Annotated in this window: 25 protein-coding genes; 13 read left to right on the forward strand and 12 right to left on the reverse strand. The window is 59.7% G+C overall.

Features of this window, described 5'->3' with window-relative positions; all coding sequences use genetic code 11:
• Positions 1-127: 127 nt before the first annotated feature.
• The gene (locus ACIOWL_RS06000; RefSeq protein WP_400382661.1) at positions 128-1,492 is read right to left on the reverse strand and encodes a dicarboxylate/amino acid:cation symporter; all 1,365 of its coding nucleotides are present in this window, start codon (positions 1,490-1,492) and stop codon (positions 128-130) included.
• A 529-nt stretch (positions 1,493-2,021) separates the two neighbouring features.
• Between ACIOWL_RS06000 and ACIOWL_RS06005 the strand changes: the two genes are divergently transcribed.
• The gene (locus tag ACIOWL_RS06005; RefSeq protein WP_400382663.1) at positions 2,022-2,411 is read left to right on the forward strand and encodes a VOC family protein; all 390 of its coding nucleotides are present in this window, start codon (positions 2,022-2,024) and stop codon (positions 2,409-2,411) included.
• Between the two features lie 84 nt (positions 2,412-2,495).
• Here ACIOWL_RS06005 and ACIOWL_RS06010 read toward each other — a convergent pair whose 3' ends face one another.
• Positions 2,496-4,166 (reverse strand): DUF885 domain-containing protein, encoded by a 1,671-nt coding sequence (locus tag ACIOWL_RS06010; RefSeq protein WP_400382665.1) that lies wholly within the window; start codon positions 4,164-4,166, stop codon positions 2,496-2,498.
• 204 nt (positions 4,167-4,370) lie between these two features.
• On the opposite strand from ACIOWL_RS06010, the gene ACIOWL_RS06015 reads away from it, so the two are divergent.
• On the forward strand, positions 4,371-5,591 hold the full coding sequence (locus ACIOWL_RS06015; RefSeq protein WP_400382667.1) for a multidrug effflux MFS transporter: 1,221 nt from the start codon (positions 4,371-4,373) through the stop codon (positions 5,589-5,591).
• A gap of 39 nt (positions 5,592-5,630) precedes the next feature.
• Complete coding sequence (locus ACIOWL_RS06020; protein WP_400382668.1) at positions 5,631-6,218, forward strand: TetR/AcrR family transcriptional regulator; 588 nt, start codon at positions 5,631-5,633, stop codon at positions 6,216-6,218.
• Positions 6,219-6,386: 168 nt separating this feature from the next.
• On the opposite strand, the gene ACIOWL_RS06025 is transcribed toward ACIOWL_RS06020, so the two are convergent.
• Complete coding sequence (locus tag ACIOWL_RS06025; protein WP_400382670.1) at positions 6,387-6,608, reverse strand: acyl-CoA carboxylase subunit epsilon; 222 nt, start codon at positions 6,606-6,608, stop codon at positions 6,387-6,389.
• 46 nt (positions 6,609-6,654) lie between these two features.
• Positions 6,655-8,265 carry an acyl-CoA carboxylase subunit beta gene (locus ACIOWL_RS06030; protein ID WP_400382672.1) on the reverse strand — a complete coding sequence of 537 codons (1,611 nt, stop codon included), beginning with the start codon at positions 8,263-8,265 and terminating at the stop codon, positions 6,655-6,657.
• 195 nt (positions 8,266-8,460) lie between these two features.
• Here ACIOWL_RS06030 and ACIOWL_RS06035 point away from each other — a divergent pair, with 195 nt between their 5' ends.
• The 8 genes from ACIOWL_RS06035 (at position 8,461) to ACIOWL_RS06070 (ending at position 16,743) form a co-directional block, all read left to right on the forward strand.
• A complete protein-coding gene (locus ACIOWL_RS06035; protein WP_400382674.1) occupies positions 8,461-9,318 on the forward strand; it encodes an SDR family oxidoreductase in 858 nt (285 codons plus the stop codon).
• Positions 9,319-9,359: 41 nt separating this feature from the next.
• Positions 9,360-10,226: a biotin--[acetyl-CoA-carboxylase] ligase gene (locus tag ACIOWL_RS06040; protein ID WP_400382676.1), complete on the forward strand. Its 867-nt coding sequence runs from the start codon at positions 9,360-9,362 to the stop codon at positions 10,224-10,226.
• 87 nt (positions 10,227-10,313) lie between these two features.
• Positions 10,314-10,862: a hypothetical protein gene (locus tag ACIOWL_RS06045; protein ID WP_400382678.1), complete on the forward strand. Its 549-nt coding sequence runs from the start codon at positions 10,314-10,316 to the stop codon at positions 10,860-10,862.
• Positions 10,859-12,067, forward strand: coding sequence for an adenylate/guanylate cyclase domain-containing protein (locus tag ACIOWL_RS06050; RefSeq protein WP_400382680.1), 1,209 nt, complete (start codon positions 10,859-10,861; stop codon positions 12,065-12,067). The genes ACIOWL_RS06045 and ACIOWL_RS06050 overlap by 4 nt, the downstream gene beginning before the upstream one ends.
• A 20-nt stretch (positions 12,068-12,087) precedes the next feature.
• Entirely contained in the window at positions 12,088-13,011 is a 924-nt protein-coding gene (locus ACIOWL_RS06055; protein ID WP_400382682.1) for a PP2C family protein-serine/threonine phosphatase, read from the forward strand.
• Between the two features lie 206 nt (positions 13,012-13,217).
• Entirely contained in the window at positions 13,218-15,488 is a 2,271-nt protein-coding gene (gene ligA / locus ACIOWL_RS06060) for an NAD-dependent DNA ligase LigA (protein ID WP_400382684.1), read from the forward strand.
• 4 nt (positions 15,489-15,492) lie between these two features.
• Positions 15,493-16,290, forward strand: a complete 798-nt coding sequence (locus tag ACIOWL_RS06065; RefSeq protein WP_400382686.1) for an inositol monophosphatase family protein — start codon at positions 15,493-15,495, stop codon at positions 16,288-16,290.
• A 198-nt stretch (positions 16,291-16,488) separates the two neighbouring features.
• Positions 16,489-16,743 (forward strand): addiction module protein, encoded by a 255-nt coding sequence (locus tag ACIOWL_RS06070; RefSeq protein WP_400382688.1) that lies wholly within the window; start codon positions 16,489-16,491, stop codon positions 16,741-16,743.
• A gap of 374 nt (positions 16,744-17,117) precedes the next feature.
• Here the strand turns inward: ACIOWL_RS06070 and ACIOWL_RS06075 are convergent, their stop codons facing one another.
• Complete coding sequence (locus tag ACIOWL_RS06075) at positions 17,118-17,729, reverse strand: hypothetical protein (RefSeq protein ID WP_400382690.1); 612 nt, start codon at positions 17,727-17,729, stop codon at positions 17,118-17,120.
• A 29-nt stretch (positions 17,730-17,758) separates the two neighbouring features.
• Here ACIOWL_RS06075 and ACIOWL_RS06080 point away from each other — a divergent pair, with 29 nt between their 5' ends.
• On the forward strand, positions 17,759-18,313 hold the full coding sequence (locus ACIOWL_RS06080) for a hypothetical protein (protein WP_400382692.1): 555 nt from the start codon (positions 17,759-17,761) through the stop codon (positions 18,311-18,313).
• A gap of 479 nt (positions 18,314-18,792) precedes the next feature.
• Positions 18,793-19,110 carry a hypothetical protein gene (locus ACIOWL_RS06085; protein ID WP_400382694.1) on the forward strand — a complete coding sequence of 106 codons (318 nt, stop codon included), beginning with the start codon at positions 18,793-18,795 and terminating at the stop codon, positions 19,108-19,110.
• A 58-nt stretch (positions 19,111-19,168) separates the two neighbouring features.
• Here ACIOWL_RS06085 and ACIOWL_RS06090 read toward each other — a convergent pair whose 3' ends face one another.
• The 7 genes from ACIOWL_RS06090 to ACIOWL_RS06120 form a co-directional block, all read right to left on the reverse strand.
• Positions 19,169-19,399: a hypothetical protein gene (locus ACIOWL_RS06090; protein ID WP_400382696.1), complete on the reverse strand. Its 231-nt coding sequence runs from the start codon at positions 19,397-19,399 to the stop codon at positions 19,169-19,171.
• Entirely contained in the window at positions 19,396-19,860 is a 465-nt protein-coding gene (locus tag ACIOWL_RS06095; RefSeq protein WP_400382698.1) for a cyclase, read from the reverse strand. The genes ACIOWL_RS06090 and ACIOWL_RS06095 overlap by 4 nt, the downstream gene beginning before the upstream one ends.
• 9 nt (positions 19,861-19,869) lie before the next feature.
• Positions 19,870-20,676: a glucosamine-6-phosphate deaminase gene (locus ACIOWL_RS06100; protein ID WP_400382700.1), complete on the reverse strand. Its 807-nt coding sequence runs from the start codon at positions 20,674-20,676 to the stop codon at positions 19,870-19,872.
• A gap of 58 nt (positions 20,677-20,734) precedes the next feature.
• Entirely contained in the window at positions 20,735-22,168 is a 1,434-nt protein-coding gene (locus ACIOWL_RS06105; protein ID WP_400382702.1) for a glycoside hydrolase family 3 protein, read from the reverse strand.
• Positions 22,169-22,172: 4 nt separating this feature from the next.
• The gene (locus ACIOWL_RS06110; protein ID WP_400382704.1) at positions 22,173-23,009 is read right to left on the reverse strand and encodes a carbohydrate ABC transporter permease; all 837 of its coding nucleotides are present in this window, start codon (positions 23,007-23,009) and stop codon (positions 22,173-22,175) included.
• Positions 23,009-23,959 carry a carbohydrate ABC transporter permease gene (locus tag ACIOWL_RS06115; RefSeq protein ID WP_400382706.1) on the reverse strand — a complete coding sequence of 317 codons (951 nt, stop codon included), beginning with the start codon at positions 23,957-23,959 and terminating at the stop codon, positions 23,009-23,011. Before ACIOWL_RS06115 ends, ACIOWL_RS06110 begins: the two co-directional genes overlap by 1 nt.
• Before the next feature lie 102 nt (positions 23,960-24,061).
• Positions 24,062-25,426: an extracellular solute-binding protein gene (locus ACIOWL_RS06120; RefSeq protein ID WP_400382708.1), complete on the reverse strand. Its 1,365-nt coding sequence runs from the start codon at positions 25,424-25,426 to the stop codon at positions 24,062-24,064.
• Positions 25,427-25,504 lie beyond the last annotated feature (78 nt).

The raw sequence follows: 25,504 nt of genomic DNA on the forward strand, positions 1-25,504 counted from the left end.
CTGTGTGTAACAATTTGGTATAGGTCAATCACGATTTTCGACTAAGGGTCAACTAGAACCGATCGGGATACGACAAAGGCCGCAACTCGGGAAAATTCCCGGGTTGCGGCCTTCCATGCAGGCGAGATTAGGCCTTGGAGCTCTGCAATTCCTCGACGCTGTCATCGGCAAACGGGTTGCCATTGCGTGGAGCGTTGTAGAGATCCAGATCCAAAATTCCTTCGCGCTTGGCCACGATGGTTGGAACCAGTGCCTGCCCAGCGACGTTGACCGCGGTGCGGCCCATATCGACGATTGGGTCTACGGCCAGCAGCAAGCCTACGCCGGCAAGTGGCAGACCCAGGGTGGACAGGGTCAAGGTCAGCATCACGATAGCGCCGGTCGTGCCGGCGGTAGCGGCCGAACCCAGCACCGATACCAGTGCAATGAGCAGGTAGTCGCTCAGGGTCAAATCAACCTGGAAGAACTGAGCCACAAAAATGGCGGAGATGGCCGGGTAGATGGCTGCGCAACCGTCCATTTTGGTGGTGGCGCCCAGCGGCACCGCAAAGGAGGCATAACCCGAAGGCACACCCAGGTTGCGTTCGGTCACACGCTGGGTCAGCGGCAGGGTGCCGATCGAGGAGCGTGAGACGAAACCCAGCTGGACTGCGGGCCAGACGCCGGAGAAGTACTGCTTGATGGACAGGCCGTGCAAACGAACCAGTACCGGATAGAGGGCGAAGAGCACCAGTGCCAGGCCAACGTAGATCGCAAGGGTGAACTTGCCCAGGGCTCCGATTGTGTCCCAACCGTAGGTGGCTACCGCGTTGCCGATCAGGCCTACGGTACCGATTGGCGCGATGCGAATGATCCACCAGAGAACCTTCTGGATGATGGCCAGAATTGACGCGGAGAAGTTCAAGAACGGTTCGGCGGCCTTGCCGACCTTCAGTGCTGCCACGCCCACGGCGATGGCTATCACCAGAATCTGCAGCACATTGAAGCTGACCGAGGTGCTTGCAACACCTTCCTTGATGCCGGTGCTGGCGCCCAAGCCGAGGAAGTTCGATGGGATCAGCCCGGTCAGGAATCCGAGCCAGTCGCCTGTTTTGCCGGTGTAGTCATCCGGGGTTCCCTGTCCGGTATTGGCGCCCGGCTGGAAGATCAGGCCGAGGGCCATGCCGATCACCACGGAAATCAGCGCGGTGATGGCAAACCACAACAGGGTTTGCCAAGCCAGGCGTGCGGCATTGGTGACCTTTGAAAGGTTTGCAATGGAGGCGACCACGGCGAAGAAGATCAGCGGAATAACGGCGGTGCGTAGCAGTGCCACGTAGCTGGAGCCAATGATCTGCAGGGCTTCACCCAGACCGTTGGGTTCTTCGGCGGTGCTGCCGGTGTACTTGGCTACCAGGCCAAGCAGCAGGCCGACAATCAGGGCCGCGATGATCTGCGGCCCAAAACTTGTCATCCAACGTGGTAGTCGGGAAGAAGGTGCGGTTTTTGACATGTCACAAACCGTAGGCCTTATTTTCGCCGCGTGTGCAGTTTTCGTTACGCCATGTGACGAGTCGGGATTTTTTGTGATTTGGGACAAGTTCTGAAGCGGTGATTGAGGGGTAGATCACTGAATTTCAGGGAATTTCTGGCCTCGATTGCGCAATGTGACAATACAAATCTTCCGGTGGGACAGATGCTGTTAAGCCTCATTTTTCCTCGGTGGTTGACAAGGGGGCCGAAGTTGGACTTCGACTCCAAAGCGTCGCGGAGATGACCGCTGGGAAGTCTTGTCCGGCCAGTGGATCCGTGCCTATGGTCGAGGGGCGGCTTACTCGTTCGGCGCACCTGCGATTGCTACTCGGCAGGCCGTCGTGGATGGGCAGACTCGCAGTGCCCGAATATTCTGGACTGTTGGATGAAACGGGCTTGGTTTTTTCCTTGTCCAGGGCGGCACGTGGCTTAACTTGAACACCGAGCCACTGCGGGAGATTATCGAAGGGTGGTGACCACCCATCCTTGACGAGCGAAAGGACCAGCCAATGAAAATCTATATCACAAGCGTTTTTGTTGATGACCAGGCCAAGGCGAGGGATTTTTATACCTCGGTGTTGGGATTTGTCATTAAGCACGAAATTCCCCTGGGAGAGGATAGCTGGCTGACGCTCACTGCGCCTGATGCGCTTGATGGCCCTGAACTCTTGCTGGAACCATCCGGGCACCGGGCGGTCGGACCCTTCCGGGAAGCCCTGCTCAGTGACGGGATCCCCTTCGCGTCCTTCGAGGTTACCGATGTCAACGCCGAGTATGAGCGATTGCTTGGCTTGGGAGTTGAATTCACCCAAACACCCACGGTTATGGGACCGGTGACCACCGCGGTTTTTAATGACACCTGCGGCAATCTGATTCAGATCACCAACTACCAGGACTAACTAGTGGGTGGTTAAACACGTTGGGATCTCTGAACCGAAAGTTCAGAGATCCCAACGTGCTCTGGAGGCTTTCCCTAGAATCTTTTAGCCATCAAGCAATGCGCGTTTCAGGGTGTCCAGACCCACAGAGCCAAGTTTGAGGGCTCGGGTGTGGAACGCCTTGATGTCGAAGTTTTCACCGTCGCGGGCGGCCAGCTCATCACGAATCTGTTCCCACAGCCGCTGCCCAACCTTGTAGCTCGGGGCCTGACCGGGCCAGCCGAGGTAGCGGGTGAATTCGAAGTCCAGCTGACCGGGGGAGTCGTCAAAGTTCGCACGCAGGAACTCGTACCCCTTTTCCGGGGTCCAGGTTCCCTCGCCCCAAGCGGCGGGAACTTCCAATTCAAGGTGGACGCCAATATCAAAAACCACACGGGCCGCACGCATACGCTGCGCGCCGAGCATGCCCATATAGTCTCCGGGATCATCCAGGTATCCCAGCTGCTGCATGAGTCGCTCCGAATACAAGGCCCAGCCTTCTCCGTGCCCCGAAACCCAGCATAGGTTGCGACGCCACTTGTTCAGCGTCTGGGCCTGGAGCTGCGCTGTTCCAACCTGCAGGTGGTGGCCCGGCACACCCTCGTGATACACAGTGGTCAGCTCGGACCAGGTGGTGAATTCATCTTCTCCCGGCGGGATGGACCACCACATGCGCCCTGGTCGAGAGAAGTCTTCGGATGGTCCGGTGTAGTAGATTCCGCCGTCCTCGGTGGGGGCAATCATGCACTCGATGCGGTCCATCGGCGCGGGGATTTCGAAGTGCGTCCCGCTCAGGTCCCGGACCGCCGAGTCGGCCTTGTTTTGCATCCATTCGCGCAAGGCGTCTTTCCCGGCAAGTTTGCGTGCAGGGTCGGCATTGAGGATCTCTTTGGCCTGAGCAATCGAGGCGCCGGGTTTGATCAACTGCGCAACACGCTCTTGTTCGGAGATGATCCGGTCAAGTTCTTCAACACCCCAGGCGTAGGTTTCCTCCAAGTCCACGGTGGCGCCGAGGAAATCGCGGGAAGCCAAGGCATACCGCTCGCGGCCAACAGCATCCTTGGCGGGAGCCAGTGGTAGGAGTTCATTTTCGAGTACCGAAGCGAGCTTGCGGTAGGCTCCTTTGGCGGCCTCGGCTCCTGCTGCGAGGGTCTCGTGCAGTGCCAGATCCACGGTGCGGCCTTGGGTGGCCAAATCGTCAAAAAATCCGCCGTCCTTGGCGTAGTCAGTTGATTGTTCAATGACGATTTTGACCTGACGTTGTGCGGCGATCAGGGAGTTGGACGCCGAGAGACGCAGGGATTCAATGTATCCATCCATGGCCTCTGGCAGGTTTTTCAGGCGTTGGGCGACGTGGGCGAAGTCCTGTGCGCTCTCTTGCGGCATGAGGTCGAAGATCGCGCGGATTTCTTGGGCCGGACAAGCGATGTTGTTCAGCTCGGTGCGCCCGGTTTCGATGATCTCCACCTCGAGACCCAGCCGTTCCTGCATGGCGTCGAGGGTGACCCTGTCGATGTCATCTTCGGGGTGCACCTGAGCGAGGTTGGCTAGGGTTGCGCGGGCGACTTCGGCATAACGTTGTGTGCCGGCCGGGGAGTAGTCGCCGTACAGGCTTTCATATCCTGGCAGGCCAAGCTCTGCGCCGAGCTCCGGATAGATTTCAAGGGTCCGCTCAAAATGCTCATCTGCGACAGCATCAATGGCCGTGGGAGTGCGAGGTGTGCTTTGGGTGTTCATGCGGTAAGCCTAGTTGATCTGAAACAAATGTTGAAGAGATGAACTTGAAATGAATCAACACGATTTGTGGGCTGGGTTGTTTGATGTAGCGCGGGGGCTGGGTGGCGTATTTGAGCCAAAGAGGTTATTGTCATTAACCATCACCTACCTAACGGTAGGTAGGAATCGAGAATCGACTCGCATCAATCTCTTGAGGAGAAGTAGATGTCTACGACCCGGACCACCGCGAAGCTCGGTGCATGGTTTGCAATTTCGCTGGCCCTGATCACCATCCTGGGGCCCGCCGGAACCGATATGTACCTGGCGTCGCTGCCTGACATCGTGGCCGACCTGAACGGTACCGAGGCCATGGGGCAACTGACGTTGACCGTGTACCTGCTCGCAATGGGTGTGGGCCAGCTGGTTTTCGGCCCGCTGACCGACGCGTACGGCCGGCGCAAGCCGCTGATCATTGCCCTGATCACGTTCCTCGCCGCGTCCCTATGGGCCGCGGGCAGCGAGAACCTTGAAATGTTGTTGGGTGCGCGAGCGCTGCAGGGTTTGGCTGCGGCGTTGACCTTGGTTGTGGCCCTGAGTATGGTGCGCGACGCCGCCCAGGGTGTGCGAGCGGCCCAATTATTCGCCCTGCTGATGACCATTGAAGGCCTAGCCCCGGTGCTGGCCCCTACCGCCGGCGGGTTTATCGACCAACATTTCGGCTGGCGTATGGTTTTTGTGGTTTTGGCCGGGCTGACTGCAATCACAACGGTGAACACCACGTTGCGACTGGGCGAGACGTTGCCCAAATCCTCGCGTATACCGCTGAGCCTGGGGGAGATCCGGCGGACCTACACACGGATCGCCAAGGATCCTGCGTTTTTACTCCCCGCACTTGGGTTGGCGGCAGTTTTCTTTTTCCTGTTCGGGTACATCGGCGGTGCACCTTTCATCTACCAAGGTGCTTTCTCGCTGGATGCAGGAGCATTCGGTCTGCTGTTTGGCTGCACGGGTCTGGCAGTGATGTTCGGTGCAATTCTCACCGGGCGAATGGTCCGGCGAACGGGTGCCGCCAAACTTGCGGTGATCGGAACCTCGCTGGTGCTAGTCGGAGCGGTGCTCGCCCTGATCCTGACGCTCGTGGGAACCGGCCTAACCGGCATCGTGATAGGGATGTTTGTGTCCCTGTTTGGTGTGGGAATCGCGGAATCAACGCTGATGGCATTGGCCATGGGCTCGCAAGACACGTCCCTGGGTTCAACGGCCGCCCTGCTCGGAGCGCTTCAACTGACCATTTCCGCGGGCGCGACACCACTGTCGGGCCTGGCGGTGGCTTCCGGTGCACCCGCTTGGCTGGGATTCCTGATAGCCGCCGGAGCGGTTGCCCTTGTTATTGTGAGTATCAGCGCCAAACGGGCGCCGTTGCTGACCGACCTGGAAAGCCACTAGGGACCGCTAGTTCAAATCAACCGGAGAATACCGCATACGATGTCACTTTCCCGTTCGGCACTAAAGATCTGCGAGGTTGCAGTTAAGCACTTCGCCCAATTTGGATATGACGCGTCCTCATTGGCCGCCATCGCCGAAGCCGCGGGGATGCGCAAACCCTCGCTCTATGCGCACTTCGCGGGGAAAGACGCGTTGTTCCTTCAGGTGTTGGAGATTGCCTTAACGCAAGAGAAGCAGGTGATCCGAACAACGTTGGTTCCAAGTGCGCAGCACCTGGAACTCCCGGGATTTGTGTATCTGGACGGGCTTGAGCAACGTTACGCGGACTCGTCGAATTTCCGGTTTTTGCTGCGGACCGTGTACGCACCTCCGGTGGCGCTCCGCGAGGAAATCATCACCAAGTTCCACGGTTATGAATCCGAACTGCGGCAGTTCTTCGCCGCGGGGATGGGTCCTTCTGTCTCGGAAAACCATGCGAAACTGCTGACCGAAGCGTTCCTCGGGGTGGTCGACAGCCTGCAGGTCGAGTTGATCTACAACGCGCCGCAGACCTACCGGGCCAGGAAAGAAGCGATGTGCCAGATGCTGGCGGTATTTGCCGGTTCACTCCTGCCGCCGCAGAACTGAGATTGCGCATGGTCTGGTTGAGCGAGACCAGGTCAACGTTCAATAGCTCTCATTACCCGGTGTTCCGCTGCGGAAGTGAGCTGTTCAGCGAGGTGATCCCTGACTGTGGAACCAAAAGCGCCGGAGCACCCACGAAGGGGTGCTCCGGCGTTTGCGGCTTTCAGGGATTTAGCGCCGCCCCAGGTTCCACGACAGGCGAGGCGAACTCAGCGCACTGCGCTTGCGCAGCCGTGCCACACGTTTTGGCGCTTGCTCCGTGTGACTGGTTTCCGGCTCCTGGTGATCGAACGCCATGATCAAGGCGGTGACTGCCGCGAGCTCTTCGGGCGTCGGGTTGCCACGGGTGACGGTCAGCTGCGGGGCCGCCGAAGCAGGGTTCTGCTGGTCCATGGAAATCTCCTTGTAGGTCGTAGAAGCAGTGGGCACGCGGTGCCGCTTACAGCGGGATGTTCCCGTGCTTCTTCGGAGGCAGGGTGGCGTGTTTTTCACGCAGTGCGCGAAGCCCGCGAACCAGCTGCAACCGGGTGTCGCTTGGTGCGATGACCGCGTCGACATAACCCAGCTCGGCGGCCTGGTAAGGGTTGAGCAGCTCTGCCTCGTAGTCGTCGATAATCTGCTTGCGGCGTGCCTCGACATCTCCGCCCTCGGCCTCAACGGCTGCCAGGTCGCGGCGGTAAAGGATGTTGACCGCTCCCTGTGCGCCCATCACGCCAATCTGCGCGGTTGGCCACGCCAGGTTCAGGTCAGCACCCAGTTTCTTGGAACCCATCACGATGTACGCTCCGCCGTAGGCCTTGCGGGTGATGACGGTCAGCTTCGGCACGGTGGCTTCCGCATAGGCATACAGCAGCTTGGCGCCACGACGGATGATGCCCTGGAATTCCTGGTCCTTGCCCGGCAGGAAGCCCGGAACGTCGACCAGGGTCACGATGGGAATGTTGAAGGCATCGCAATTGCGGACAAAACGCGCAGCCTTCTCCGAGGCGGCAATGTCCAAGGTTCCGGCGAACTGCATTGGCTGGTTGGCGACAATACCGACGGTGCGGCCCTCGATCCGGGCATAACCGATCAGCACGTTGGGTGCGTAGAGCGCCTGCATTTCGAAAAAGTGGGCGTCGTCAACCAGCGACTCGATGACGGTGCGCATGTCATAGGGCTGGTTGGCGGAATCTGGAATCAGGGTGTCGAGCTGCAGGTCTTCCTCGGTGTGCTCCAGCTCTTCATCGAATTCGGAGATCAGCGCGTCGGAAAGATTGGACGAGGGCAAAAAGTCCAGCAGTTCTTTGCAGAACTCGATGGCGTCCTCTTCATCGGCCGCCAGATAGGTGGCGGTACCGGTGTTGGCGTTGTGCGCCCGGGCACCGCCCAGGGTTTCCATGTCGATTTCTTCACCGGTGACGGTCTTGATGACGTCGGGTCCGGTGATGAACATGTGGCTGGTTTTGTCGACCATGATCACGTAGTCGGTCAACGCGGGGGAGTACGCCGCGCCGCCGGCGCTCGGGCCCATGATCAGCGAGATCTGAGGGACCACGCCGGAGGCATGCACGTTATTGCGGAAGATATCCGCGAACATGGCCAGGGAGGCAACACCTTCCTGGATGCGTGCTCCGCCGCCGTCCAAAATGCCGATGACCGGGCAGCCGTTGCGCAGCGCGAATTCCTGGACCTTGACGATTTTTTCGCCGTTCACCTGCGACAGCGAGCCGCCGTAGACGGTGAAGTCCTGGGAGTAGACGGCAACCTGGCGTCCGTCGACGGTGCCATAACCGGAAACGAGACCGTCACCCAGCGGCTTCTTGCTCTCCATGCCGAAAGCCGTGGAGCGGTGGACCGCCAGGGCATCAAATTCCACGAAGGAGCCCTCATCCAGCAGCAGCTCGATACGCTCGCGGGCGGTGTGCTTGCCGCGTGAGTGCTGCTTCTCAATAGCTGCCTGCCCGCTTGGGGCTTCGGAGAGCTTCTGGCGACGGCGGAACTCGGCGAGCTTGCCGGCAGTGGTGCTCAAGTCAATTGCTTCGTCTGCCTCGGTGCGGCCCTGCGTCATGCCTCGGTCTCCCTCGGATCGGTCTCAATGTGTAGGAATGGCACAAGAAAATTGCCAACTAAGCCAGTCTAACTGGGAAAACAGCTAGTTCGTTTGTAGGAATCTTACAAAATGGCTCAAATCAGAGCGTGACCCGCACCAGAATAAGTTACTCATGAGTAGCTTATCGTGCGGTGTTCACGTAACCTAGATCACATGAGTATCGAATCGCGCACCCGCATCGCTCCCGAACATTCCCGGTTGGCCGGACGTACCATCCTGATGAGCGGCGGAAGCCGCGGGATTGGCCTGGCCATCGCGACCGCAGTGGCCCGCGCCGGGGCCAATGTGGCATTGCTGTCCAAAACCGACACGCCGCAGCCGAATCTTGAAGGCACCATTCACACCGCGGTGCAACAGATCAATGACGCCGGCGGCCACGGCCTGGCCGTGGTGGGTGATGTGCGGGTAGATGAAGATATCCAGCGCGCGGTGCGCCAGACCGTCGAAGCGTTCGGCGGAATCGACATTGTGGTGAACAACGCCTCGGCCATCAACCTGGCCACAACCGATCAGCTGGACATGAAACGTTATGACCTCATGCAGGACATCAACGTACGCGGCACGTTCCTGCTGTCCAAAACAGCGCTGCCGCACCTGCATGACTCCGGGCATGCCCATATCCTGACGCTTTCCCCGCCGCTGAACCTCGACCCGCGGTGGGCTGGCCGGCATCTGGGGTACACCATGGCCAAATACGGGATGTCCATGACCACGCTGGGCCTGGCCGAAGAATTGAAGGACGCAGGAATCGCGGTGAACTCCCTGTGGCCCGAAACGTTGATCGACACCGCCGCGATCCGCAACCTGCCCGGCGGGGAGCAAATGATCCAGGGGGCGCGCAGCGCAGAGATTGTGGCGGACGCGGCCTTGGCGATCCTCGCCAGCGACCCGGCCGGGGTCAGCGGCAACTTCTTCACCGACGCCCAGGTGCTGAACCTCGCCGGCGTGAGCGACCTCAGCGGCTATTCGCTCAACCCGGACGTTGCGCTGGTGGAAGACATTTTCCTTTAAGTCAGCCGTGGCTGGGGGATCGGTGTTCTAGGGTGGACGTTATGAGCATCGAGAACCCCTCCGCCCGCGCGGCATTGGATCCAGCCGTTTTTGACTCCCTCGCCGCAGAGCTGAACCTGGGCTTGGTCAATATCCGTGAAACCTCCGGTTCGACCAATACCGAGTTGGCTACCCTGGCCGCTTCCGGCCACGCGCAAAACCTCAGTGTGTACTTCACCGAGCATCAGCAACAGGGCAAAGGCCGGCTGGGGCGCGGATGGATTACCCCGGCCGGATCTTCCATCACCGTCAGCGTGCTGGCGGTACCCGGGGATAGCATGCCGACCGATTCGCTGTCCTGGTACACCATGCTCGCCGCGCTCGCCTGGTGCCAAGCAGTCGACGAGCAAACCGGGGTGGCCGCACGCATCAAATGGCCCAATGATGTGCTGGCCGGAGATAAAAAGATCTGCGGCATCCTGGCTCAGCTGGTATCCACCCCGAACGGATTTGCTGTGGTTGTCGGCACCGGCATGAACGTTGACCAAGACAGCGCCGAGTTGCCGGTAGCCACGGCCACCTCGCTGCGCCTGGCCGCTGGGAAACAGGTGTCGCGAAGCGACTTGCTGGCCAGCTACCTGCGCCATTTCGCCACCCTGGATATCGCCTTCCGCGAAGTTCGAGGCGATGCCACGGCGGCAATGAAGAGTTTTTCCGGGGTCAGCCTGGCCGCCATGGTGGGCGCGAAACTGGCCACCCTTGGACACCAGGTGCGTGTTGAATTCCCAGATGGGAGCCTGCTCGAAGGCCAAGCGGTCAGCCTTGAATCGGATGGCGCGCTGCTGGTGCGCGACGGTGCTTCGCACACGCACCGGGTGCTCGCAGGCGATGTTCACCACGTACGGCGCGCCGATGGAAAGTACGCCTAACCGGGTAGTGCAACAACGCCGGGACTAGTATTAGTAGGACAGAGGCTTCACGAACCACTCAGGGCAGGAGGGAGAAGGATACTGACAATGAAGGTGCCGTTGCATGAAAGGGAGCGCGTGATCATTAAAACGCGTGAACATTCCCGAGTGCTCAGACAACCCATTGTCGCGTTCCTGCTGCTGACCGTGATCTGCACGTTTCTGCTTGGTTATCTCACCCGTGCAGACCTTTCCCCGTGGTTGGCTGACAATGCTGGCCTCTGGGTGGTGGTGACCCTGGTGCTATGGGTTGCTCTCACGCTGATCTGGTGTGTCACACCCTGGGTGCGGTGGTTACGCAGCCGTATCGTCTTGACCACCGAGCGAATCCTGTTCCGTTCGTCGTTTGCCTCCGGCAAATTGCAATCGGTGGGCCTCTATGCGGTGCGTGACCTGGTTGCCCATACCAAAAAACAAAATGCCTTGACACGCGCGGGGACCTTGGATGTTGTGTTGAGCCACGGATATGTGCGGATCGCCCATGTTCCTTCGGTCCCGTATTTCAGGTCTTTAGCCATAGAAACGATGAATAACCTGCGCATGAACCAGTCCCCGGTGCAAACCGAGACATCAAAGAGTGAGGGCATAACGCCATGAGCACCGAGCACAGCAGTACGCCACGGGCCGACACTCCGCAGTCTGCCTCCGTCGCGGCCCACCAGGCGCGCGAACATACCACCGTTGATACAGCACCTGAAGCAGACCCGATTTTGGAACTTGCTCAGGCAATGGAGAAACCGCTGCAAGTTCCGGCCCACACTCCGGATGCCATCCGAGATACGGTTGCCGCGCTGGAACGCCGGCTCATCGGGGGACAGCGGGAATTGCGCCGCCGTGAAGTGGCCGCCGAGGCCGGGATCTCGTTGCACTCCGCCCGCAAACTCTGGCGCGCCATTGGGTTCCCGGAACTCAGCGACGACGAGGTATTTTTTACCAAGCGTGACGAAGAAGCCCTGGCCACCATGGTTGGTATGGTGCGTGAAGGCCAGCTGACCGAGGAAACTGCCATCTCGCTAATGCGTTCGGTAGGGCAGATGACCGACCGTATGGTGGTGTGGCAGATTGAAGCGCTCGTGGAAGACATGATCGCCAATCAAAACATGTCCGACCGGCAAGCCCGACGCAAACTTTTTGACATGCTGCCTGACCTGATCCCGCAGCTTGAAGACCTGTTGTTGTATTCGTGGCGTCGCCAGCTGAACTCTGCCGTGCACCGGATGGCACTGCGCGCCGAAGCCGGGGTGGCCGCCTATAACCAGGGAGGCGGTGGCGACGACGATACTCCGCTGCCGTTGGCCCGTGCCGTGGGCTTCGCAGACCTTGTGTCCTATACTTCGTTGTCACGGCGAATGAATGAACGCACGCTGGCCAAGATGGTTCAGCGGTTTGAGTCCAAGAGCGCGGAGATCATCTCCGTAGGTGGTGGTCGATTGGTGAAGACCATTGGCGATGAAGTGTTGTATGTTGCCGAAACTCCGCAGGCCGGAGCCCGGATTGCGCTGTCGCTCTCGCAGGAGTTTGAAGCCGATGAGATGCTGCCGCAGACCCGCGGTGCGGTGGTCTGGGGCCGGGTGCTGTCCCGGCTGGGTGACATCTACGGACCCACGGTCAACATGGCCGCGCGCCTGACATCCTTGGCGCAACCCGGCACGGTGCTCACCGATGCCTTGACCGCCAATACGTTGAAGAATGATGAGCGTTTTGTGCTCACCGCTCAGGAGATCACCGCGGTTCGTGGTTTCGGGGAAATTCAGCCCTATGAACTGTCCCACGGCAAGGGTGCAGGGTTGGTGATTGACTGATGTTAAACGAGAATCAACCGGTGCCATTTAGGCTGGCCGCGGCCGGACGCACCGATGTGGGTCGGCGACGCACGGAGAACCAGGACCGCATCCTGCTGGGCCAGGTAGCCTATGCGGTGGCCGATGGGATGGGCGGTCATGAGGCCGGTGAAGTCGCCAGCCAATTGGCCGTGGAAACCATGGAAGAGTTGTGTACTCGGGCCGCCAAAACTTTTGTGCCCAACCTGCCAACCGTAACGCAGGTGCAGCGCCAGGTGCAGCTGGCGGATGACCGGATTCGTGAGGCCTTGGAATCTCGCGGCGGGACAACACTGTGTGCCTTGGTGCTGATTAAGGCCGCCGGGCAGGGCCGGGACGCGGTCACCGCCCCGGTTGCTATTCCGCCGTGGACACAGAGCTTCGCTGCGCAGGGAACCACGGATGTCATTGCGAAAATCACCCCCGAAATGCTCGCCGCGCATCGCAGGGGTCAGGATCCGGCGACTATCCCCAACCCGGTCATTGAAGAAATTCCAAGCCTGGCACTGGTCAACGTGGGTGATTCACGTGGTTACCGGTTGCGTGATGGTGCCCTGCAGCAGCTCACCCGAGATCATTCGGCCGTGCAGGAAATGGTGGACGCCGGTCAGATTACGGAACTGGAAGCACGCAACCACCCGCACCGGAATCTGATCACCCGTGCACTGGGTGCCGGGGCGGAGAGCCATCCGGATATCACCGTGCTTCAACCACGTATCGGAGACCGGTACCTGCTGTGCTCGGACGGGTTGAGTGGTGAACTTACCGAAGACCTCTTGCAAAGTTTGTTGGTCAGCTACAAAGACCGTGAAGTCGCCGCCGAGGTGCTGACCACGTCGGCGCTGGAGGCTGGCGGGCGCGATAACATCGCGGTCATCGTGATTGACGTGCTGCCAATCCCGGAGACTGACGAAGACCAAACATAGTTCTTGTTGCGTTACCCCGAAACCGATGCATCGCAAAGGCCCCTTTCCAAAGGGGCCTTTGCCATATGCGGTTCGCGCCCTGGTTGGCCACCGGAGCGCGAAACACGTGAAGGTTCCGGATTCCTTGGGAAAAGTGAAATCAACTTCAGATAATCAAGGTGTGGACAGCGCCGTATCCGTCGGTTCTCTGGGGCACAATTGGATACGTGAGTGAAAATGACGTAACGCCAGTTGAGACCACAAACGCTCCACCCGCTCAGGCGCGTGAACGACACGACGAGCTGGTCGAAAAGATCCGTGCCCACCGGGAGGCCTACTACCAGCAGGATGCTCCGCTCGTTTCGGACTCGGAATATGATTCGCTGTTCCAAGAACTAGAAGTTCTGGAGGCCGAATACCCCATTCTGGCGGGCCAAGATTCACCCACCCAAGAGGTTGGCGGCGAGGTCTCTGCGGCCTTCGCCCCGGTAACCCACGCCAGCCGCATGTACTCGCTGGAAGATGTGTTCTCCCTTGAAGAACTGGATGCGTGGCTGGAACGCGCAGGGACCAATGCAACGCGCCTGCACCCGCAGATTCCGGTGCGCTGGCTGTGCGAGGTGAAAATCGACGGCCTGGCATTGAACCTTACCTACCGCGAGGGCAAACTTGTGCGCGCCGCGACTCGTGGTGACGGCACCACCGGTGAAGACGTCACCCACAACGCATTGACCATCGCGGATATCCCGCAACAGTTGGCGGGAAGCGACTGGCCAGCAGAATTTGAGGTTCGTGGCGAAGTTTTTATCGCCACCGATGACTTTAACGCGTACAACGAGGCCCTGATCGAGCAGGGGAAAGCACCGCTGGCCAATCCGCGTAATGCGGCTGCCGGCTCGCTACGCCAAAAAGATCCAGAACAGACCGCCAAGCGTCCGTTGCGGATGTTTGTTCACGGCTTGGGTCGCAGCCGTGACTTCCCGATCACCAAACAGTCAGACGCCTATGAACTGATGCGAAGCTGGGGGCTGCCTGTTTCTCCTTATGGCCAGGTTGTCGACTCGGTGGCCGAGGTACGGGCCTTTATTGCCGAGCATGGCGAGAAACGTCATGAACTGATCCATGACATTGACGGCATCGTGGTGAAAGTTGATGACCTGGCGACGCAGGAACAACTGGGATATACCTCCCGTGTTCCGCGCTGGGCCGTCGCCTACAAGTACCCGCCGGAGGAAGTGCACACCAAGCTGCTTGATATTCAGGTGCAGGTTGGCCGTACCGGCCGGGTGACACCTTTTGGCGTGATGGAACCGGTCCTGGTGGCCGGTTCTACGGTGGCTCGCGCAACCTTGCACAACCAGGAAGTTGTGAAGGCCAAAAACGTCAAAATTGGCGACACGGTGATCCTGCGCAAAGCCGGCGACGTAATTCCGGAGATCGTCGGTCCGGTGCTGGCGCTGCGTGACGGATCCGAAAAAGATTTCATCATGCCCACCGAATGCCCCTCGTGCGGCCAGCCGCTGGCACCGGCCAAAGAAGGCGACGTGGACATCCGTTGCCTCAACGCTGAGTCCTGCCCGGTACAGCTGACCGAGCGTGTTGCTTACCTGGGCGGCCGCAGCGCACTGGACATCGAGGCGCTGGGATATGAGGCGGCCGCCGCACTGACCAGCGGACCGGGCGAAAATCCTGCCGAGCACGGTGGTTTGATCCTGCCCGCTGGCCCAGGTCCGCTGCACAACGAGTCCGAGCTTTTTGATCTCAAGGACAAGGTGGAGTTGCTGGCAGAGGTCAAGGTCTGGCGTGAAAAACGTGTGAAGGGGGAGGGCACCGGCAAGTTCGACCTCGTACCGTACTTCTTCACCAAGGCCACCGCCAAAAAGCCCTCGGTACCCACCAAAACCACTGAAAAACTTTTTGACGAGTTGGAGAAGGCAAAAACCAATCCGCTGTGGCGTGTGCTGGTTGCGCTGTCCATCCGTCACGTCGGGCCTAATGCTTCGCGGGCGATCGCGACCCGTTACGGTTCCATGGACGCCCTACTTGAGGTGATTGATGCCGGCAACGCGGTGGAAGAACTGAGCCAAATCGACTCGGTGGGATCCATCATCGCCGAAGCCTTGGTTGAATGGTTTGGTGTTCCGTGGCATCGCGAGATCGTCACGGCGTGGCAGGCTGCCGGGGTGAAAATGGTTGATGAACGCGACGCGAATATCACCAAAAACCTTGAAGGACTGGCCATCGTGGTGACTGGCACCTTGGAAAATTACTCACGTGACACCGCCAAGGAAGCGATCATCGTGCGTGGAGGCAAGGCCACGGGCAGCGTCTCGAAAAAAACCGACTTCCTGGTGGCCGGTGAAGCCGCCGGATCCAAGCTGGATAAGGCGCAGTCCCTGGGTGTTCCGGTACTAGACGAGGCCGGGTTCGGGGTCTTGCTCGCACAGGGACCAGAAGCCGCCCGCGATGTGGCGCTTGAAGCGCCAGAAGGAGAATAAGAGGATGGATCGTCCTATTGCCCACGACCCGTTGGTCTTGCTGGCACGTAAAGCCGCCGCCGCCGGCGCCGAGGTATTGGCTCGTCGCGACGAGTCGAAGTTCAATACCGATGAAAAGTCTGCAGCCGGAGATTGGGTCACCGATTTTGACCGTGCCGCGGAAGAAGCCATCCGGGCAACCATCGTGACCACCCGGCCAAACGATGAACTGACCGGCGAAGAGTACCCCAGTGCCAAACCAGCGAATCCCAGCGGTTTGCGGTGGAGCATCGACCCGTTGGACGGAACCACAAACTTTGTCCGGAACATCGCCTACTACTGTTCTTCGGTCGCCGTGTGCGAAAAGGATCAGGACGGCACCGAACAGTGGGTCGCCGCGGCCATTGTTGCCCCGGCACTGCACGTCGAGTACTTCGCCGGTCGCGGCTTGGGCGCATTCAAGCAGGACCTGCTGACCGGTAAGATCACCCAGCTCAGCGGCCCGGTGGAATCCGACTCGCGTATTCTGGCCACCGGGTTCGGTTACGATCCCGAGCGCCGTGAATTCCAGGCCTCGGTGCTGCAACAGCTGATCGGCGAGTACGTGAACGTGCGCCGCATTGGCTCGGCGGCCCTTGACCTCTGCCTGGTAGCCGAGGGCGCACTCGATGCCTATGTTGAATTTGGGACCCAGGAGTATGACTGGGCTGCCGGTGCGTTGATTGCGGAAGAAGCGGGAACACTCGTTGGGCGTCCCGTGGGTTATCCCGGTTGGCAATATGCGGGATTGCTTGATCCAGCCAAGCTGCCGATGCCCAACTGAATCAACCTTCGCGTCAACCGCTCGAATGCCTGAACTTGGTGGCGCAGGTTCACATCCTGTCAGGCCGACCAAAAGCAGCGGGAACTGACCGGTTTCCTCCGGTGCCGCTAGAGCGCCGCGCCGATTGAAGGAGCAGGCCTGCGAAGGGTTGTTCGACGGACGATTCCCGTGATCACCGTCGCGACCTATACTCGGGGCATGTCCATGAATGTTGACGAGATTGAGCAGGCGATGCTCGCGCTGGACAAGCGCGAGCTCGCCAAGCTGATCCATCGCGGCATTCAGGCGCTCGATGAGAGCGAGACAGTAACGCCTCAGCCGGAAGTTGACGCGGCATGGAACGCGGAGTTCCGCCGTCGCATCGACGAGGTGGAATCAGGTGAGGTCGAGCTCCTGCCCGATGACGACGTTGACGCGCGCGTGGACGGATTGTTGTCGAAGTTCCGGGGCTGATTGCTCTGCTCCGCGTGCATCCTGAGGCGGTAAAAGAACTCCTCGACGCAATCCAGCCCTATGATGAGCAGGTCGGGCAATGGGAACCACCTTCGCTGGTCCGCAGCCGTCGAATCGGCAACTTCCGTACCGTCTCGTCTACTACTCCCTTGACGAAGCTGTGACCGAGATTGCCTACGCACAGGAGAAATGTCAACCCGGCTACCGGGGCCGTAAGGCAGGGCGAAGATGACGGACGGATACCTGGCGGAATCACCCGCGACGGTTCCCAGACGGCCGTCGACACTCGGAATAGGCGATGCGCCTACTCCCTATGTAAATCAAGGGAACCCAAGACAACCCAACGCAATCAAAATATCCGCTGATCAGGCGTTTTAATCCAAAAATACACCGAGGAGATTGCTCGCATAGTGGATTGCCACACCGACCAGCACACCGCCGCATACCTGTGAGGCGGTGTGCTGTCCACTGCGGATTCGCGCCCAAGACAAAATCGCAATGCCTGCCACGACCACTGGCATCAATGAGCCAATGGAATCAGACGCCTGCAATGCGACGTAAGTTCCGACCGATAAATGTACGGAGACTTTCCACCAGAGATTGATCACCGACACCACCAGCAATCCCAGCAGGATGGCTAGCACTTCACGGAAGATCGCGCCGCCGGCATCCAGCAGCCAGAGCAGGAGCAGCCCGCCGAGGATTGAACCCGCGGTGAGCGCGTAGAGCCAGTGCCGCTGATGGCGTTGCGTGACGTGAAGATCGGTGACCTTGCCGCGCATTTTCGCCACTACCAGTACCAACCACGGAATGATTGTGGTGAACGCGGCCGCGATCAGAGCTTCGGGCCAGCTCACCTGATCATGCCGCAACGGTGCTGAAAGCAATAACAAGGTTGCCAACGTGACCGGGGTCAATACATGAGAAACAACCAGCGCCAGACGACGAATCTTCTGTGCTGCGAATGACTGCTCGGTGAGCTGCATGGAACGTCGCCTCGGGGATTGCTGGGACTGTGTCTCATAAGCTTAACGCGAGTCATCGTCGTCAGTCGTGGTGGGAAACCCAGCCCACGGATTCCACTCCTTGCTCGCTGGCGTTAAACTTCGTCTCAGATGAGGGGGTCACGATGCTCAGATTGGCCAGTGCGGTGATTCGGTTTTGCCTTGGTTCAGCGATCGTTGTTGCACTGGTGGCAATCGGCGTGGTGCTCGCTTCGAGCCTGCCCGAGGTTGGACAAACAGAGTCCTGCGAATTGAAGTCACCGTACCTGATTGCTGACGGCGGAAAATCCTTGGACCAACGTTTTGCAGTGGTAGTGGATCCAGCAGGCTGTGAACTGGGAATGCCCGAAGGGCAAACCATTCAGCTGAGTCTTACGGTGATACATGGTTCAGTGCTCCAACAAATTGAATTCCAGGACCGAATGACCCCTGATGGGTCTCTGCACACGTCGCTGCCCGTAGATCCGAAGCACACCAGTGGACAGGTCCACGTAGAGATTTTCGGCAGTGTTCCGGGGTGCGAAAACGACGGGTCATCGTGTGCTGCATGGATTCACGAACTATAAACGAATCTTGGCACGTCCCCATAACCTTTTTGGATGAAACCGCCATCGTGACAGAAACGAACTCACCGAGGTCAATGGTGATTCCAGCGGGCAGCATTAGCCAGGGCGAGCGACAGCCCAACCAACAAACGTCCAGTGGTAGCGGTGCACGTCGTGGGACCGTGCAGATCTTCTTCGGCTCCGAGGCTTATGGATAAGTGGAAACCTTCCTCTGGAAGCCAAGAGCTGTCAGTAACTGCGAGGCCCAAAAAATTTCCGCAAGACGTGGATTTGATCTGATTACTGCAGATAATCTGGTTTTATGAAATCCGGTTTTTTGCCTCAGCCTCATTGGTTTATTGGTGCTTTCTGCCTCGCTCAGTGCCTGCACGGCAACCAGCGAGCCGCCGCAGGCTTCGCCTTCTCACGGCGCAACGACCCCTGCATCGTCTCCCAGCGAAAGCGCCACGGTTTCCCCTTTTGAGACTCACAGTGAGTATTTGTCAAAGTTCGAAGAACCAACGGAAGTTGTCAGCCAGGTGGAAGTCCGCGGCTCGGCCCTTCTTGAACTTGGTGATCTTCCGGCCGAATATGATTCCGTCGGATTCATCGTTTCATGCACCGAGCCTTCGAGTTGGGAAATTGAATTCAGTGATGGAACTTCGATCAAGGGAAGCGACTGCGGGGACGCGAACAGTGGCGGAACCGACAGTGTTTCCGTGACCATCGGCCAGCTGAGGGAAGAAACCGCGAGACTGAAAACCAGCGATGATGTTGATGTGTGGGCCACGGTGTTCGCAACGGTCGAAACCGAGTAACCAGGTTGGAAGGCTATGGAAGGCACTGCCCTGAGTTCGCGGGCAGCGTTTGCGGCAATTAATCCTTGGTGCTCTGCTGATCATCTTTCTCGAAAGAAATCCGGGGGAGCCAACGCCAGCCCACCCGCAGCAGGAAAGTGACCAAGGTGGCGATGTAGAGGGCGGTGACTAGGTGTTCGGAAACGTTTTCTTCACCAACAACCAAGAGCAGGATCATCAGAACAGTCACCGAAATCCCAAAAAGCCAAAGGAAAATCGCGGCAATGGTTTCATCCAGCTGCTTGCTCACTGAGCCGCCTGACCTGTCGTACCGCGCAGCAGAAACGTGTTGCGGGTTCGGATCAGCCGGGGCATGTACCACCCCAAAACCAATCGTTCGGCCAGCCAACCAAGCGGCCCCCAGCCAGCGGCGAATTCGATGCGATCAATCATGATGGTCTCGGTACCGCCGTCCACAAACTCGTGGACATGCCGGAAGTACTTAAACGGGCCGTGCAACTGCTCGTCGGTGAAGCTGGACGGCTCATCCAGAGCGGTGATTTGTGAGGTCATTCGCAGGGGAAGGCCGAAGTGCCGCGCACGCCATGTGACCTGCTCACCGAGGCCGATGGTGCCGGTCACGACCCCGGCCACGGCCCGTTCGCCGGAATCCTTCATGGATTCGGTATGAGCATCAATGTCCAGGGATTTGTCCCAGAGCTCGCGAACACTCTGGGGCGAGCGGGTCACGCACTCAAAATAGACGGCCATAAGGCCAGACTAGAGGACAACCAGGTGTTCTTCAGAAATCCCGGCCGCCGCGTCGTCATAGTACTCGCGAAGCTTCAGCCTCGACGCTGCCGCATCATCCAACACCACCACCGCATCTGGGTGTAATTGCAGGACCGAGCCGGGGCAGGACGCAGATAACGGCCCCTCCAGCGCGGCGGCAATTGCGTCGGCTTTGCCAAAACCAGTGGCCACCAAGACCAAGCGACCGGCCTCCAAGATGGTGCCCAGCCCCTGGGTAACGCAGTGAGTTGGGACGTGGTTGATACCCGAGAAAAAACGGGCATTGTCTTCACGAGTTTTTGACGCCAAACGCTTGATTCGGGTGCGACTTCGCAAGGCACTGCCCGGTTCGTTAAAACCGAGGTGCCCGTTGGCCCCGATCCCGAGGATCTGCACCTGAACTCCGCCAACAGCGGCGATCGAGGTGTCGTAGTCATCCGCTGCCTTTTGCACCGCGATGACGGAGTTGCCGGTTCCCTGCGGGACAAAGAGGTTTTCCGGCCGCAGCCCAATCACGTTGCAGACCTCGGTAATCAACGTCTGCCGGTAGGACTGGGGATGGGTCTGTGGAATGCCGATGTACTCATCCAGGGCGAAACCAAGGGTATGCGAAAAGTCAGCGCGTGACTCGGAAACCGCCAAACCTAACTCGCGGTACAGCCCCAAGGGAGAAGATCCGGTAGCCAAGCCCAGCACCTGCCGCACAGTCGAACCCGGCTCGGGCAGGGCGCTCAAAACGTTGTCAGCGGCTATGCGTGCTACCTGTTGGGAATTTGAGCCAATCAATACGCGCATGAGGGATGGATCCTAACGTCAAAAGTGGGTGCGCTGGGTAACTCGCATCGGTCGCAATTCAGGGTGAACACTTTTGTTCAACACGAATCTGCAACATCTTGATGACGGCTCGCGCCAACACCGGTGATGCACCGTAGGTAGTGATGTCGGCACCGGCGGCGGGCCAACCGAAGTTCACAACCAGTACACGATGGCCGGCCGAACGAAGGCTGGAGGCGAGCGCGTGCACCGAGTGCGTTTCGGACAGGGCGCGCGCAGCTAAAAGCACCTTGGTCCCGGGATGCACCTCTTGCGGGGCTATCGTTTCTGCAGCACTGGACAGCCCCCAAGGGACATGGCCCACGGCCATGTTGCTGTCCGTGTCCACCTGTACCAGCTGCACCTGGGCAGGATCCGCGGCCCACGGGGCAACCGCATCCGAGATCTCAAAGGCTTGGGACCAGTCGCCGCCGGGCAGTTCGCTCGGTTCACAGGTTTGATCCTGAACTCGGTAGTGCGTTGCCAGCGCGGTGTTTCGGGCGGCGGCCTCTTCAAGCCGTTGCCGATCCAACGTTCCTTCATGCACGGCGTGAAGAATTGCCGTGATGATCTGCTCGTAGTCTTGGCGTTGCAGGTCGGTTCCCAAACACAACAGGTCTGCGCCGGCGCGCAGCGCCCGTACCGCGGCCACGGGAATTCCGGTTTCTGCGCTTGCCCCGGCCATATCCAGGGCATCGGTCACAATGACACCGGTGAAACCCAGCTCGCCGCGCAGCAGATCGGTGAGGATGGCGGGGGAGAACGTGGCAGGGTTGTCGGCATCCAGGGCCGGGACCATGATGTGGCTGGTCATGATTGCCGCGATCCCGGTCTGGATCGCCGCTTTGAACGGCGCCAGTTCGCGTTCGGCCAGGGTGAAGGGGTCCACGGCGACAACTGGCAGCGCCAGATGTGAATCCGTGGAGGTGTCGCCGTGTCCGGGGAAGTGCTTGGCGCAGGCGGCAACCATTTCTCCCTGCAGGCCCACGGTGAACGCCGCGGTGTGGATGGCGACCTTGCGCGGGCTGATGCCAAATGAACGCACCCCGATCACCGGATTCTGGGCATTGGTGTTCACGTCTGCGTCCGGGGCCAGGTTCAAGTTGAACCCGTAGGAGCGCATTTCCCGGGCGATGGCCCGGGCGCTGGAACGTGTGAGCTGCGGGTCATCCAACCGGCCAAGGACCGCGTTGCCCGGCTGATTGGAGCCGTCGCGATAGTGCAGGCGGGTGACGTCTCCGCCTTCTTCATCCAGTGCCAGAATCGCGTGGGGGGACGCGCGGCGGATCTGGGTCATGAGGTCGGCGAGCTGCCCGGTGTCCTGGATATTGCCGCCGTAGATACACAGCGAGCCCAATCCGGCCTCCAGCTCTTCGGCTACCCACCGTGGCAGGGTAGTGCCGATGAATCCTGGCATCAGCACTGCGCGAGCAAGGTTGCGCAGCGCCTGATCATCGTGGTGGTGGTTTTCCATGCTGTTATCCCTTCACTGCACCGCCGACCAGGCCGGAAGACATCCGGGACTGGACCAGCAAAAAGAAAATGATGACGGGCACGGCAACCAGGGTAGAGGCGGCCATCACCATTCCCCAATCGGTTTCGCGTGTGGCCGATGCCTGGATGAACGAGCGCAGCCACAGCGGGAGGGTTTTGGCCTGGTCTTCGGTCATCACCACCAGCGCCACGGTGAACTCGTTCCAGGCCTGCAAAAACGCGTACACCCCGGAGGCCACCAGACCCGGAGCGAGCAGCGGGAAGGTGATTTTCAAAAATGCCTTGGTCCGCGACAAGCCGTCAACCATGGCGGCTTCTTCAAGCTCCACCGGGACCCCGGCCACAAAACCGCGCAGCATCCAGATGGTGAATGGCACAACGGCCGCCGCGTACAGCACGGTCAGGCCCAAGACCGAGTTGAGCATGTTGACGCTGGACATCATCTTGTACTGGGCGATGAACATGCCTTCGGCCGGCAGCATCTGAATCAGCAGCAAGGCCAAAACAAAGGACTTGCGGCCGCGGAATCGGAAACGGCTGATCGCCAGCGCACCGAGGAACGCCACGATCAGGCAGACCGCGACCGTTGCCAGCGTGACGGCCAACGAAACACCCAGTGCCTGCACAAACGCTCCGTCGGAGAGCACGGCGGCGAAGTTGTCGAAGGAACCGCCAATCGGCAGGAACTGCGGGGTGGTGGATTGCAGGGTGGTGTTTGGAAGAAGGGAGGAATTCAGCATCCAATACACCGGGAAAGCCCAAATGAGGGCCGCCGCCAGGGCTACCGCCCCGGTTGCGTAGGTAGCGATCTTGGTGCGCATCAGTTTTCTTCCTTCATCAGCGAACGGACGTAGTACCAGCTGATGCCGACGGTGATCAGCAGCATCAGGATCGACACGGCACTGGCGATGCCGAAGGCTCCGGAGCCCACACCGGCCTGATAGATGTACGTACCGAGCAGGTGGGTCTCGTTGGCGACGCCGCCGGCATCTTGCAAGAGCTTGATCTGGGTGAAAACCCGCAGGTCCCAGATCAGCTGCAGCAACATCACAATGGAGAGCACAGGGGCGATGACCGGAAGGATGATGTGGCGGGTGCGCTGCCAGCCCGTGGCCCCGTCCATGGCCGCGGCCTCCAGCATCTCCTCGGAGATCTGGGTGAGCCCGGCGTAGATGCTCAACGCGACAAACGGTACCGAAGCCCAGATCACGATGACCAACGCGGTGATGAAAAAGGTCTTCGGGTCGGCAAGCCAGTTGTGCCCGGTGGCGTCGACGCCGAGTTTGACCAGCACCCAGTTCAGCAGGCCCCGGCGCCAGTCAACAAGCCAGACCCAAACGGTCATCGAGGCAACCACCGGCATGGCCCATGCCAGCAACAGCGCGATCTGCAAGGTCAATCGCACGGCTTTGTGTACCCGCTTCATCAGCAGCGCCAGCACGAACCCGATGAGGACCGTAAAAAAGGCCGCGAGCAAACAGAACAGGAGAGAACGCGCAAGCACCACCCAGAAGTTCGAGTCGGTCAGCAGCTGCACGTAGTTGGCGAAGCCGACAAATTCCGGGGCCTGGCCGAACTGTTGTTTGAGCCCGAATTCTTGGAAACTGGTGACCAGCTGCCAACCCACGGGGTAGCCCAGCGCGAGCACAAGCAGCACAACGGTGGGAAGGATCAGCAGCCAGGCCCGTGAGCGAGGTGCCCTGGGGGCGCTGGCGCTTGGCGGCCGGTCCCGGTCCTTCGCCGGGTTCGGCGTGGAGAGCTGGGTAGTCATGTCAAGATTCCTTGCAAGATGGTGATGAGGTTCAGGTCTGTGGCGAGCCGATGGCCGGAGCACGAAGGTGCTCCGGCCATCAGCGGGCCCGGGGATCAGTTGCTACTTCAGGTTCAGCATCGGGGTGATCTTGGCATCGTATTCCTCTGCCAGTGCTTTCAGATCTGTCGCGGATTCGATCTTGCCGAAAAATTCTTCCAGCACCAGGTTGGTTTCCACTGCGGCCCAGCCCGGGGCGGCCGGGGTCAGCTTGGAGTTTTTCATTGCCTCAATGGTGGTGGTGGCGAACTGGTCATCACCCAGTGATGAGGAGTATTTCAGGTTCGCCGGGCCAAGACCGTTGGCGCCGAGCATGTTCTGGTATTCCTCGGAGAAGATGATGCGCATCAGTTCCTTGGACAGTTCCGGGTTCTGGCTCTTGGCCGAGATGCCGATGTTTGAACCGCCGGCCAACACCGGTGCCGGGTTGCCGTCGTTGCCGGGCAGCGCGAAGATCCCGAAGGTTTCGTCATTCCATTCGCGGGCGTCTTTACCGTCGACCTTGGTCAGATCGCCAATGGACCAGCGGGCCCAGTTGGGGGCCATGATGGTGGCCGCGGACAGCGAGGTCTTGCCGGTTGGCTTGCCCTCTTCGTCCAGGATCTGGTCGGCATCGTTGATGTACAGCCACGGGGTGACATCCTTGGCATCAGACGGTGCCTTGGATGCATTTTTGTAGAGGTCCTGGAGCTGTTCCAGGCCCTTGAGGGTATTTTCATCTGCCAGGGTGGAGACCCACTGGTCGCCGTCCTTTTTCGCAAGGTCGCCGCCGTTGGCGAAGATCCAGGAAACCCCGTTGCGCCAATCCTGGCCGCCCAGGAAGAATCCTGAGAAGTTCTTGATGTCGCGAGGATTCTTTTCGGTGATGGTTTTCACCGCGGTATTGAATTCGTCCAGGGTTGTCGGGGTTTGAACCCCGGCTTCTTCCCACAAATCCTTGCGGTTGAACATGTACCGTGAGCCGGCATAGTAGGGCAGGGTGAACTTGGCCCCGTCGACGCTGCCCGCTTCGACGAAGGACGGGATCAAATCTGCGCCGCCGAGCTCTTCATACATGTCGCTCAGGTCGAGGAAGGCGCCGATGTTGGTGAAGGTGGGGGACTGGGTGTTGCCCATCTCCACCACATCAGGGGTGTTGTTGGCGTCGGGCAGGGCGGTGGTCATCTTGGTGACCAGGTCACCCCAGCCCTGTTCCTCGATCTTCAAGGTGGCGCCGGTCTGCTCCTTGAAGGTGTCCTTCAAGTAGGTTCGCAGTTCATCCGGGGTATCGCCGCCGGCCAGCCAGAGGGTGATGGACTTGCTGGCGTTGGCTTCCTTGTCCAGCGGAGCGTCCGAGGTGGGCGCAGGGGTGCTGGAACCGCCGGCACAGGCGGTGAGGGCCACGGATGCGGCCACGGTAGCGGCAAGAGACAACAGTGTCTTCTTCACGTCGAGGATTCCTTTCGGGAAGGGGTTTGCGAGTGTTGGTTGGTCGGTGTGGTGTTATCGCGGGAGGCAGGAAATGGG

Origin of the sequence: Glutamicibacter sp. NPDC087344, from assembly GCF_044744225.1 — a bacterium.
Lineage (GTDB): Bacteria > Actinomycetota > Actinomycetes > Actinomycetales > Micrococcaceae > Glutamicibacter.

Excerpts from the sequence above, each read along its gene's own strand:
- ACIOWL_RS06000 (WP_400382661.1), bottom strand. The coding sequence starts at position 1,492 with ATGTCAAAAACCGCACCTTCTTCCCGACTACCACGTTGGATGACAAGT.
- ACIOWL_RS06005 (WP_400382663.1), top strand. The coding sequence starts at position 2,022 with ATGAAAATCTATATCACAAGCGTTTTTGTTGATGACCAGGCCAAGGCG.
- ACIOWL_RS06010 (WP_400382665.1), bottom strand. The coding sequence starts at position 4,166 with ATGAACACCCAAAGCACACCTCGCACTCCCACGGCCATTGATGCTGTC.
- ACIOWL_RS06015 (WP_400382667.1), top strand. The coding sequence starts at position 4,371 with ATGTCTACGACCCGGACCACCGCGAAGCTCGGTGCATGGTTTGCAATT.
- ACIOWL_RS06020 (WP_400382668.1), top strand. The coding sequence starts at position 5,631 with ATGTCACTTTCCCGTTCGGCACTAAAGATCTGCGAGGTTGCAGTTAAG.
- ACIOWL_RS06025 (WP_400382670.1), bottom strand. The coding sequence starts at position 6,608 with ATGGACCAGCAGAACCCTGCTTCGGCGGCCCCGCAGCTGACCGTCACC.
- ACIOWL_RS06030 (WP_400382672.1), bottom strand. The coding sequence starts at position 8,265 with ATGACGCAGGGCCGCACCGAGGCAGACGAAGCAATTGACTTGAGCACC.
- ACIOWL_RS06035 (WP_400382674.1), top strand. The coding sequence starts at position 8,461 with ATGAGTATCGAATCGCGCACCCGCATCGCTCCCGAACATTCCCGGTTG.
- ACIOWL_RS06040 (WP_400382676.1), top strand. The coding sequence starts at position 9,360 with ATGAGCATCGAGAACCCCTCCGCCCGCGCGGCATTGGATCCAGCCGTT.
- ACIOWL_RS06045 (WP_400382678.1), top strand. The coding sequence starts at position 10,314 with ATGAAGGTGCCGTTGCATGAAAGGGAGCGCGTGATCATTAAAACGCGT.
- ACIOWL_RS06050 (WP_400382680.1), top strand. The coding sequence starts at position 10,859 with ATGAGCACCGAGCACAGCAGTACGCCACGGGCCGACACTCCGCAGTCT.
- ACIOWL_RS06065 (WP_400382686.1), top strand. The coding sequence starts at position 15,493 with ATGGATCGTCCTATTGCCCACGACCCGTTGGTCTTGCTGGCACGTAAA.
- ACIOWL_RS06070 (WP_400382688.1), top strand. The coding sequence starts at position 16,489 with ATGTCCATGAATGTTGACGAGATTGAGCAGGCGATGCTCGCGCTGGAC.
- ACIOWL_RS06075 (WP_400382690.1), bottom strand. The coding sequence starts at position 17,729 with ATGCAGCTCACCGAGCAGTCATTCGCAGCACAGAAGATTCGTCGTCTG.
- ACIOWL_RS06095 (WP_400382698.1), bottom strand. The coding sequence starts at position 19,860 with ATGGCCGTCTATTTTGAGTGCGTGACCCGCTCGCCCCAGAGTGTTCGC.
- ACIOWL_RS06100 (WP_400382700.1), bottom strand. The coding sequence starts at position 20,676 with ATGCGCGTATTGATTGGCTCAAATTCCCAACAGGTAGCACGCATAGCC.
- ACIOWL_RS06105 (WP_400382702.1), bottom strand. The coding sequence starts at position 22,168 with ATGGAAAACCACCACCACGATGATCAGGCGCTGCGCAACCTTGCTCGC.
- ACIOWL_RS06110 (WP_400382704.1), bottom strand. The coding sequence starts at position 23,009 with ATGCGCACCAAGATCGCTACCTACGCAACCGGGGCGGTAGCCCTGGCG.
- ACIOWL_RS06115 (WP_400382706.1), bottom strand. The coding sequence starts at position 23,959 with ATGACTACCCAGCTCTCCACGCCGAACCCGGCGAAGGACCGGGACCGG.